Origin of the sequence: Singulisphaera sp. GP187 (assembly GCF_900129635.1) — a bacterium.
In the GTDB taxonomy this organism is placed as follows: Bacteria; Planctomycetota; Planctomycetia; order Isosphaerales; family Isosphaeraceae; genus Singulisphaera.
In genome coordinates this window covers 153,853-165,627 of sequence record NZ_FSRB01000001.1, presented here as the reverse complement: position 1 = coordinate 165,627, position 11,775 = coordinate 153,853, and the positions used below count along the sequence as shown (strand labels likewise).

General features: G+C 62.1%; 3 protein-coding genes. 2 read left to right on the top strand and 1 reads right to left on the bottom strand.

Translation table 11 applies throughout. The annotated features are described in order from the left end of the window. Positions 1–30: 30 nt before the first annotated feature. Entirely contained in the window at positions 31–1,506 is a 1,476-nt protein-coding gene (locus BUS42_RS00570) for a sulfotransferase (protein ID WP_074304458.1), read from the bottom strand. A gap of 183 nt (positions 1,507–1,689) precedes the next feature. Here BUS42_RS00570 and BUS42_RS00565 point away from each other — a divergent pair, with 183 nt between their 5' ends. Continuing rightward, positions 1,690–3,108: a hypothetical protein gene (locus tag BUS42_RS00565; protein ID WP_074304457.1), complete on the top strand. Its 1,419-nt coding sequence runs from the start codon at positions 1,690–1,692 to the stop codon at positions 3,106–3,108. Positions 3,109–3,502: 394 nt separating this feature from the next. Then, positions 3,503–11,482, top strand: a complete 7,980-nt coding sequence (locus BUS42_RS00560) for an FG-GAP-like repeat-containing protein (protein WP_143206184.1) — start codon at positions 3,503–3,505, stop codon at positions 11,480–11,482. Positions 11,483–11,775: the final 293 nt, after the last annotated feature.

Sequence of the window (11,775 nt, the reverse complement as noted above, 5' to 3'; positions counted from 1 at the left end):
CAGCGAAAGAACCATGCCCTTTGTCTCCGATCATAGAACCTCCGCCACAACCCGTTCTGTCTCATTTGAAAGCTTTAAGGGATGCCCGAGAGTCAACCAGCGATCGATGGCGCTGGCATTGATGCGAGGGAAGGGGCGATCAGGCCTTGGCAAGTTCAAGAATTGATAGAGCGGATCCCAGAGGTCGGTGGTAGTATCGAGGTCGAGTATGAGCAAGTCGTCAGGTCGTTTTGTGAAGAATTCCTCAACCCGGAACCGGTGGTCGCGATAGCGGACCAGGAAGGTGTCCTCATCGAGTTCGTCGGTGCCGAAGACGTGCATATAGCAGCGACGATCGATGAGTCGATCCGGGTCAAGATTGAACTCCGTCCGAAGGCGATGGAGGTAAGGTCCCAAGTTGCGGACGAAGGACCTGTACCAGTCGTGCGGATCACGCCAGGTCAGAATGAACTTCGAGCCCGGGTAGCGGCGATCGAGATCGGGGTAGTCGACATAGACCGGGGTATCGAAGAAGGCGTCGCCGACATCGAAGAGGGTCTCATCGAAGCATGCATGACCGGTTCTCAATCCGAGTTCGAGCATTGCCGAAGCGATGGAGGTGGTCCCGGTGCGGGGCAGGCCGACCCCAAAGAGCTTGGCCCAGGTCCGGCGCAGCGAGTTCGTGGCCGGGCGAATCCCGGAAGGAGTCGGAGTGAGCCGCTCATTTCGCCAGGGGACGAGGGAAACCGCTTGAGCCGCGGAACTGTCGATCCCCCACTTTTGTTCGAACCTTAGCCGATTGGTCGCGAGCAGTGACTCGGCATCAATTCCGGCGCCGGCGAAGGTACGGCTGCCGTGGTGGTGCACGAACAGGTCGACCGCGACTGCCAGTTTGAAGCCCGCCCGCTGCGCTCGCAACGCGAGATCATCGTCGTCGAAGAGGCCCAGTCCGAAACGCTCGTCGAGACTGCCAATCGCCTCAAGCACGCGGCGCTGGATCAGCAGGCAGAACCCCGAGAGTTTCTCGGCGAACATCCACTGACCACGATGCTCTTGCCGCCACAGCACGGCAAACTGGTCCATTTGATCCAGATCGGCATAAGGCGTATCGAGGATGATCTGTGGTGGAGTGGTATAGTTCGACATTGGCCCGACCATCCCAATGGCCGGATCCACGCAGGTCAAGGCGACCAGTTGATCGAGCCAGCCGTCGGTCACCACCACGTCGTTGTTGAGCAGAACGACGCACTCGCCCCGCGCCGCGGCGATCCCCTGATTACAGCCGGCCGGAAATCCTCGGTTCTCGGCGTTGGTCAGAATCGTCACGGGGAACGGAGCGACATCGCGGATCCCAGCGAGGTAGCAGGCAGTGCCGTCGGTCGAACCGTTGTCGACGACAATCAATTCCCAGGGCGGTCGCGTGTGCCGTGCCAGCGAAGCAATACACTGACTCGTGAATGCGAGTTGGTCGAAGCAGGGAATGATCACCGAAATCGGGAAGGACCGGGATGGGGGGGAACCGATCATAACTCTCCCTGGTCGAATCGAGATGTCGGAACGGCACGTCGAGAAGTCTAACGAGCTCGATTGGGCGGGTCCAGAGGGCAGCAGGTCATTACCCTGATGTTATTCCATTGTCGGAGTTGTAGACTCATTCGCCAGCATGGTGATGTGACAGAATCAATGGCTTTTTGCGGGAAGTCCCCCCCAATGAATCTGCCCGATGGTCGGCGCCTTGTCGTTCACGACGTGATCCTGCCCGAACTGAAGGGAGGACGTCTCGTCCTCTGGTGGCGCGGGGACTGCCGCGATGGCTTCCAGGAGTGGGAACGGATCGGCACGGCGGTCAACGAATCGGTCGAGATCGAACAGGGCCTCTGCTCGATCGCGGCGACCTCCGTCAAGGCACGCCAGAGGTTGCGCGGCGCAATCGGGAGAGTCGTTTGTCGCCTGATCGGGGCTCGGTCGGAGACGGACTGGTCACTGCCCAACGGCGAATTCGCCACACCGGCCGGTGGGCGTCGAACTGACCTGAGGCTCGCTTGGGCCGCAGCCGAATCGACCCCGCTCGTCAAAAACCTCATCACGGCACGCTGGCCGGAGGCTCGAGGAATCCGCTCACTCGGGCCGGACCTTTATCTTGTCTCGGGGATGGAACCGGATCGGTCCCCTCGGGAAGCGACCTTCGCCGAGGAACCGTCCCAAGAGTCCGAACTGGCAATCACCGAGCGGGCCCTCAGTGCCGCGATCCGGTCGGGCGACCACCGCCGGATCATCATGGCATCGTCTGACCTGGGTCTGGTTCTCCTCCATATCGGTGACACTCAACGATCGATGAAGACTCTGTCCGAAGCTCTCCTTGAGGCTGATCGGATCGGTGATTTGGCCCTGCACGCGGATGTTGCGAGCAACCTGGCTCACACGGAATTGTATCTCGGGCGCCCCAAGGCGGCACTCGATCGCCTCGGTCCGATCGTGGAGTATGCTCGGTCGATCGGAGACGTTCCCGCCGAAAAGCTTGCCCTCGACCGGATGGCCCGAGCATTGCTGGAGTTAGGGGATCGCGAGGGAGGACTGAACTGTCTCAGGGACGCCTCGATCCTTGCGGCGCGGGTGGGCGACCGTCGCCATGCGGCGGACCTCCTCTGGTTGGCAGCGATCCACCTGGCCGATGCGGGTCGGCGCGATGAGGCGGTCGCCGCCGCCGGGACCGCCGTCGACAGGCTACGACAGCTCCACCATCCTGCCGCGGAATGGTATGCCCAGCACCTCGAGAATTATCGCTCGGGTTCAGCAAGGATCGCGGCGAACCCGTCCGGACAGGGATGGTCATCCCAGGGGGGCCGCGTTGATGTGAGTGCCGGGGGGCTACATCCCGAACTCTCCGCAAGTCCGGATCGCGTGGCTGCCGCCGGACCGCTCCGGATGGCGATCACCGCGGCCAAATCAATGGCGACTTTCATGGCCTTGGGATTCAAAACCACCTCACCACAGCACTACCGCGATCGACTCGCGATCTGCACGACATGCGTTCATCATACGGGGACCCGCTGCCGTGTCTGCGGCTGCATCACGGCTGCCAAGGCCCGGCTTCAGCACGAACGCTGCCCGTTGACCAAGTGGCAATGAGTCGACATGTAGCAATATGATGTTTTTTTAATTGATTTAGAGTGACGATTGGAATCAAGATGCATTGGATTTCAAAAAATCGCGTGCCAGGGTCTTGCGTTTCGAAAATCATCTGCGTTAAATAAGGCCCGCATCAAAACCGTAGATTCAAATCACGTAGTGATGCCAGCCTATATTAACATAGTGAGGCCCCCCCCATGGCGCACACACCTCGCAGGCCGATCAAACTCAAGGTCGAATCTCTGGAGCCCCGCCAGATGCTTCGCGGGGGGTAATACCTCACGAAGATCTTCTTAAGCTCGCGCTGGTTGCAGGGGGGCCTCGTGCCACTGTTGCTCAACCAAGCCCGACTGCACCCGAGTCCACGACAATCACGCCGACGCAGCGCCTGGCGATGCGCCAAGCCGCTTGGGGCAAACTCGCGCAGCCGCCGGCCACCGTCATCCGTCGCATCGGACCAGGCCGGGCTTTAGACCTGACGACTCCTGCCTTGCCCGGGTTCGCACTGCACATCGGGCGGGGTGATGCGAGAACGCCCTCGGGACGCCCCTATCGGGGCCGCGTGGCCCTGACCGTTCTGCCGACTGGCGAGCCGGGCACGTACCAGGTGAAAGTGGCCGCTTCCCGGGGCCGGCTTGTGTTCCGGAACCCGGCGAAAATCACTCTGCCCAATTCGATGGGGGCCGCTCCCGGGTCGGAGCTATCGCTCCGGACCATGAGTCCGACCTCGGGTCTCGTTGAGGCAGGCACACTTCGTGTCACGGCCGATGGTCGTACGCTCGTGACGGTCGTAGGGGGGATCTCGGGGCCGTGTCTGATCCTCACGCCACAACCCGCTGCGAGCAAGGCGTCCGTTCCCGTGGCGACAAAGCCTGTCGTCCCGTCTCTGGAAACGATCACGACGACGCGTTCGGTCGGCGTGGGATCGACCTTGAAAACCATGATTCTCCCCGGCGGACTGGTCGGTGAGGGTGCCACATATACGATCACGCCTCAGCCGTTGCCGGCAAACATGACGTTCAATCGGGGCACCGGCGAGTTCACCTTCACGCCGAGCCCGGAGCAGGTTGGCACTTACCGTTTCGCGATCACGGCCCGCATCGGTGACCAGTCCGCCACCGAGTGGCTGCAAGTTGATGCGACCTATCTCCACCTCGCGGCCACAACGGTCTCCGGGCGGGTGGTCGATGATCTGGGGCAGCCGTTGGCTGGCATCCCGGTGTCGATTGGGACGCTGGCGACCACGACGAACGAAGCGGGTGTGTTCATTCTGACGGATGTTCCCGAGGGGAAGACCGGCCTTCTGAGCATCGGTGGAGCGGTCGCCAAGAAGCAAGGGCGGCTCGGAGTCCTGTCGCCGGTAACGAAGTTCCTCGGGCATGACATCTACGACGATGCGGATAACGTCGTCCCGGAACCGCTCATCCTTCCCCGGCTCAATTGGTCTGAGCCTGCGACCGCACGGCGGGCCAACTCCGCCGATGCGGTGATCACCTCTCCGTCACTTCCAGGGTACAGCCTCCGGCTTGCCCACCCCGAAGCAGCGCGTTCGGCCTCCTCGATCTCCCTCTCGGTCGCCGAGCTCTCGCCCGAGAAGGCGGCGCTGCACATGCCGGTGAACGCCGGGGGCGGCATGGTGGTATTCAGGACCGCGGGGTTGAACCTGGACGACCTGGTTTCCCTGACGATGCCCAATACGGCAGGTTATGCGGCCGGGGCGGTCTTCAATTTGCTGATGTTCAACCCCCGAGTCGGCGGGCATGACATCGCCGCCCAGATGGCCGTCTCCGAGGATGGCCAGACCCTCACTTCCACGGAGCCATTCTCGCTTGCGGCGACCCGGAACGATCCGGGGGCCGTCATGGACCAGATGAGCCGAGTTTCCTTCGACGACAGCGGAGGGAATGACGACAGCGGAGGGGGTGACGACAGCGGAGGCGGAGGCGGAGGCGGAGGTGGGGCTGGGACTGATTGGAACGAATTCTGTCTTCTCATTGGAACCGGATCTTCTCCCTTCAGCCCAACAGGCCCCTGCTCGACCTGTGGCGAGCCAACCGGCAATAGCACGGGCTCCAACGGTGGCGGTGCTGGTACTGGTCCTATCCGTATGCAACGGGACGCGAAGCTGAATTCTGATGCCGGTCTGATCAACGGTGCGTTTTTCCAGGATCATCAGACCGTCACGTACGCATCGCAGGGTTTGACGCGCGGAATCGACCTTCAGTACAGCTCGCTTCAGGCCGATCCCCGGCCAGTGGCCCAGTTCCAGTTCACCACGCCTATCGGCGGCAATGCCTCGTCGATTTCGCAGGTCGCCGCCCAGGTCAGTATCGGCGGGGTCATTCAGGGCGCGGCAACGACCTACGCCACTCCGGGAGGACTGGTCGATGATCATTCCTATTACGTCCCGCTCCAGATCGACGCTAGCGCACTGAGCTCCGGCCTTTATCCCTACACGATGACGGTGACTCAGCAGTTCGGCACTGGCTGGTCGGCGGTTTCGTTCACCACCGTGGCTCAAGGACAAATCGAAGTCGTCAACGAAACTGCGAGTGCGATCGGAGCCGGCTGGAGTGTCGGCGGGGTCAATCAGATCCACCAGCCCGTGCCAGGCGGCCCTCTCCTGATCAAGGAAGGCCAGCGAGGAATTTCGAGGTTCAATCCGGTTTACAACAGTGGTCAGACCAAAGTTCAAGATCTTGCCCTGGCTTCCGACGTCTCGACGGCTCAAATTCTTGAGAATACGGACGGCGACGGCCGATTCGAATCCTTCTCGCCTGTCACGACGGGCAGCGATGTCATGGGATCCACCGCCGGTGACTTCAACGGCGACGGCCAGCCCGATCAGGCCATCGTCAATGGATCGACCCTCACGATTCTCCTCAACAATGGCGCCGGTGGCTTCACCAGCGGCGTCTCCTATTCCTTCCCGTCAGGATTTATGGCCAAGGGGGTGGCCGTCGGCAACTTCACGGGCCACGTGAACGGTGTGCTCGACCTCGCCGTGGTCCTTGCCCCATCCGGGGGAAGCGGTACCTATTCCGCGCGGATCTACACCGGCGTGGGCGACGGAACGTTCTCCACCGTGGTCGTTTCCTCGGCGGGCAGCGGTAGCTATTCCCACAACCGTCCCGGCTCGGTCTGCGCCGGGGACTTCAATGGCGACGGCAAGACCGACCTGGCCTTCACCACGGACGATGGCTTGGCCAATGTGATGCTCGCCACCACGGGGGGCGCGATGGGGGCAGCGTCGAGTCTGCCCCTCCCTCCGCCGTATCATGTCCTCGGCGTTACCGCCGTTGATTACGACGAAGACGGTGACGCCGACCTGGTCATCTCGACCACGAGTCCGAGCGCTTACCTCGGCTTGCTCTTCGGCAATCTGGTTCTTTTCGCCAACAACGGCGCGGGATCGTTCTCTTACGTCTCCACCTACCGCTCGTCGGGGCATCTTTCCGAGGCGACCATCGGCCTGGTCGCGGGAAAGTTCCGCGGTGCGGGCGAGAGTCTTGAAATTGCGATGCCCATCCATGGCCATAATTTCAGCGGACCGTGGATCCAGGAGTATCTCGACATTGTGCCTCTGTCCACTTCGGGCCAGTGGGGACGTGCCGGGGTCCGCTATGCCCTCAATAATCAGATCAGCCCGGCCGGCGTCGGCAATATCGTGGCGGCCGACTTCAACGGCTCCGGCCGGCCCGGGATCGCGCTGACCGACGGCACCGGCTACGTCCGGATGCTCCTGCCCGACCTCGAAAGCAATCAGTTTCTCCCGGTCCGCAATGTTCTCATCTCCTCGACGTATCCGCAGATCGGTATGCTTACCACGGCCGCGTTCGCCGGCCAGGCGGCAACGCCGGGCTATCGCGGCCATTCCAGTTCTCCGTCAACCGTGGTGCAAAACAATGACGGGAGCTGGACGCGAAGCTACCCCGACGGCACTGTCGTCCAGTTCGACACCGCGGGACGTCAAGTCTCCGTAGCCGACCGCAACCTCAACACCACAACTTACGCCTACGTGGCGGCCGGTCAGCCCGGAGCGGGATCGCTCAAATCGATCACCGACCCCGTCGGCCTGATCACCACTTTGGCTTACGACGCGATCTCAGGCCGGCTGGCCACGATCACCGATCCCGCCAGTCGGGTCACGACGATCACGATCGATTCCAATCACAACCTGACGCAGATCGTCGATCCTGACGGCGCCGTCACTCAGTACAGTTACGCGACTCCGGCCAATCACCGCATGACCGGTGAGGTCAACCCGCGGGGCCAGTCCGCCAGCGTGACCTATAATTCGTTTGGCCAGTTCACCAGCGAATCCCTCTTCGGCGGCGGCGCGACGACCACGGTTACCCCCGCGCTCTCCCGGGGGCTGCTGGCGCCCGGAGGCAGCGGTTCGCTCTCCAATAGTTATAGCGGCAGCGTCACCGACCCCAACGGTCGCACGACGACCCTCGCCTTCAGTTGGATGAGCCATCCGACCACTACGGCCGATGCCGCGGGCGGGGTCACGAAGGTCGCCTACAATAGTCGTGGCTTTGCTTCCACCGTCACCGATCCACTCGGCCGGACGACCACGTACACCTACGATAAGCGGGGCAATGTCACGTCGATCACTCGACCCGGCGACCCAGTCTTGGGCGGGCCAACGGGCTCGGGTGGTTCAGGCGGCTCAGGCGGCTGGGGTGGCTCGGGCGGCTCAGGTGGCTCAGGTGGCTCAGGTGGCTCAGGTGGCTCGGGTGGCTCAGGTGGCTCAGGTGGCTTGAGCTCCTCCCCCACCACGATGACGATCGCCTACGACGACACCTATGGCATCCCCCTCTCGATCGTTGATTTTCGCGGCTTGCGGACGACCTTTACCCTCGACTCTCGTGGTAACGTGTTACGCCGTACCGACCCCGACGGCCTCCATGAGGACTGGACCTACAATGCCGCCGGCCAGGTCCTCACAGCCACCGACCGGATCGGTGCCACGACCACTTACACCTATGATTTCTACGGTCGGCCCACCAAGGCGACCCTCCCCTCCGGAGGGGGAAGCTATCTGCAAGACGTGGCGACCCGGGGATCGGCCACGGGCGGCGCGATCGGCGGCGGCTTGAGTGGGGGAGCCGAGAACGCCTTCGATCGGAGTCCCGAGACCACCTGGTCGTACTCCGCCACCGCCATCTGGGTGCAATACGAATTCACCGGTGGTGCCGCGCATACCGTCAGCCAGTATCGAATCACCAGCGGCAATGCCATCGGACTCAATCCTGGGCAGGCCCCGAAGAACTGGTCGCTGAACGGCTCGAACGATGGTTCGACCTGGACGACCCTCGACACACGCACCAACCAGGCCGACACCACCAACTCGCATACCACGAGTTACACGGTCACGACGCCCGGCTTATACAAGTACTATCGTCTCGAAGTGTCGTCCAATAACGGCGACCTCGCGTCGACCCAATTCGCCGACTTGCAACTGCTCGAATCCGTCAGCCTGCCGGTCAGCGTGGCGGCTACGGAGATCAATCTCGGCTATGATTCGGCGGGCAATCTCACGAGCGTCACTGATCCGTTGAGCCACACCTCCTCCACGACTTACGACGCGATGAACCGGGTCCTGTCCACCCAGGATCCGGTCCAGGCCGCCGCCGGCTCGACATTCAAGACCTCGTACGTCTACGACGCGGCGGGCAACCTGACGTCGGTGACCGACGCCCTGGGCCATGTCACCAGCTTCGCCTATGACGCCCGCAGCCGGCTCGTTTCGGTCACCGCCCCGATCAATCAAGGCAGTTCACGGCGGACCACCTACACCTACGACGGTATGAACCAGACCGCGGTGACCGACCCGCTCGGCCACACCACCAGCTACGGCTACGACGCCCTCAACCGCATCGTCTCGGTGACCGATGCCCTGGGCCATACCTCGACTCTCGTCTACGATGCCGCCGGGCAAGTCAAGAACGAGATCGACGCCAACGGCCACACGACGACTTACGTTTATGATGCCGTCGGCCGGCTGGCAACCGTGCTCCGCCCTTCCACCAGCGGCGGCGGCACTCCTTCCGCGGTCGCCTCGTATCGCTACGACGCCAACGACAACCTGGTGAGCATCACCGATGCGCTCCATCACACCACGTCGTATACCTACGATATCCTGAACCGCCCAATCACGGCGACCGATGCCCTGAACCACACCACGGTCTCCGTTTACGACCCGGTGGGCCGGCTGGTCGCGGCATCCGATCCCCTGGGCCACACCACCACCGTCGCCTATGACCTGCTCGGCCGCCAGGTCAGCATGACCGCCCCTTCCGGCGGCGGGACCACCACCTACGCCTACGACCTCGCCTCGCGGCTGACGAGTCTGACCGATCCCGTGGGCAACGTCACCTCCTGGAACTATGATAACGCCAACCGGGTCACGAAAGAGACCGATCCACGCAGCAAGGTTACCAGTTACGCCTACGACCTGGTCGGCAACCTGACCGAGAAGATCGACCGACTCGGTCGGATCACCGACTATGGCTACGATGCCAACGACCGGCTGACCACTGAGAAGTGGCTCGCCGCCCTTGGTGGGGCGGTGACGAACACGACCACGTACTCGTACGATTACGCCGGACGCACCACCCAGATCCAGGATGCGGCCAGCAAGTACGCGTACACCTACGACAATGCGAATCGGCTCCTGACCGTGAACAATCAGGGGACCACGGGACTGCCCCAGGTCACCCTGACCTACGGCTACGACCCGGTCGGGAACCGGACCAGCCTGGTGGACAGCCTCGGGGGCGTGACGTCGTACGTCTACAACGCCCGTGACGAACTCACCCGGATCACCCAGTCGGGCACCGGCGTGGCGCAGAAGCGGGTCGACTTCGCCTACGACGCCGCCGGCCGTCGCACCACCCTGACCCGGTACAGCGACACCGCCGGCACCACCACGGTGTTGGTGACCAAGTATGCCTACGACGCCGCCAATCGCCTGACGACGCTCACCCACCAGACCTCCGGTGGCACGGTCCGCTCGTCCTACGGCTACAACCTTGACGCCGCCAACCGCTTGATCCAGGAGTCGCGTACCTGGACCACGTCCGGCGGCACGGCCAACGATACCGTCGGCTACAGCTATACCAACGACGACCAGTTGACCGGCGTGACGCACTCCAACGGCGCATTCGCCAATGAGAGCTTCGGCTACGACGCCAACGACAACCGGAACACGTCGGGCTATGCGACGGGTACCGGCAACCAGATGACCACGGATGGGACGTTCAATTACACCTACGACGACGAAGGCAATATAATAAGCAAGACGGAGATTTCCAGCGGCGATGAGACCGTCTACACCTGGGATCCTCGGAACCGCCTGGTGGAAGTCGACTCGGTGGTCGGCGGCGTGACGACCGTCCTGGCCAGCTACACCTACAACGCCCTCGACCGCCGCATCGGCCGGGCCGAAGGCGGCGTGACGACCTGGACACTCTACGACGGGAATTCGCCGATCCTGGATTTCGACGGCTCGGTGACGTTGAAATCGCGGTACCTGAACGGCCCCACCCCTACAGGCATCGACGCCGTGCTGGCCCGCGACACGGCATCGGGCACCGCCTGGTACCTGTCCGACCGCCTGGGGACCGTCCGCGATCTCGTCGACAATTCCAGCGTGGTGATCGACCACGTCGACTACAATGCATACGGGGCCGTCGTCGGCGAGACCGCGCCGGCCATCGGCGATCGGCTCACGGGCTTCGCAGGCCTGGATCGGGATGTGGCGACCGGGTTGAATCTGGCGCAACACCGTGCACAGGATCCGATGACGGGGAGGTGGTTGAGCGAGGATCCAATTGGATTCAACTCTCGTTTGGTCAATCTGTATTCGTATCTCGGAGGCGATCCAGTAAATGACATAGACCCCAGCGGGCTGGAAGCTATCGCGATTGGCGCCGGCTTGATTGGAGGAGGATTCGGAGGAACGGCTGCAGGAGGAGCGGCTGCAGGAGGTTCGTTGGCACCATTGCTTGCACCTGCAGCCGCTTGCGGCATTGTAGCCTATGGCGGATACAAGGCAGGAGAAGCAATCAACGACAGTGGGTACAACCCATTCACACCAATACTTGTTGGTGCTGCCGAGTGGTGGTACAAAAAACCATATCGTGATGGCAGCCTTCCGTCAAGAGGAAAACCAAATTCCTCGGAGTCTTACGATGATGGACGAGGAGGGGGCCAGATTCGCGACTACGGGCCAGACGGCAGAGCAGTACGGGACTGCGATTTTGGTCATAATCACGGCGCCGGTGATCCTCACATACATGATTGGGACTGGTCAACACCACGGCCCACCAGGGGACCTGGTCGTCCACTGTTGCCCGGCGAATGAAGCTCCTACTGTGAGTCAGGAAGGTCTCTGCTGAAAGTCAATTTTTTCAGCGGAATACAAGCAGCGGGGCGGACATTACTTTCCTGACTCTCAGTAAACCAGAGGCCGATGTGCCGATGAGGCCTAATAGAACAGCAAAGCTTGCCAGAGGCGTGTGGGAAAAAGAGGCCCCGGCATCCTCAGTCTATTATTAATCCAGAAGGCAGGGGTCAATCATCTTCAGAGCACAATATAGGCGGATCTTGCAGGAGAGCTAGAATGAAATGTTGGGCCGGCAAAACCACTGGAACGGC

Coding starts and splice junctions, on each gene's coding strand:
- BUS42_RS00570 (WP_074304458.1), bottom strand. CDS start 1,506: ATGATCGGTTCCCCCCCATCCCGGTCCTTCCCGATTTCGGTGATCATT.
- BUS42_RS00565 (WP_074304457.1), top strand. CDS start 1,690: ATGAATCTGCCCGATGGTCGGCGCCTTGTCGTTCACGACGTGATCCTG.
- BUS42_RS00560 (WP_143206184.1), top strand. CDS start 3,503: ATGCGCCAAGCCGCTTGGGGCAAACTCGCGCAGCCGCCGGCCACCGTC.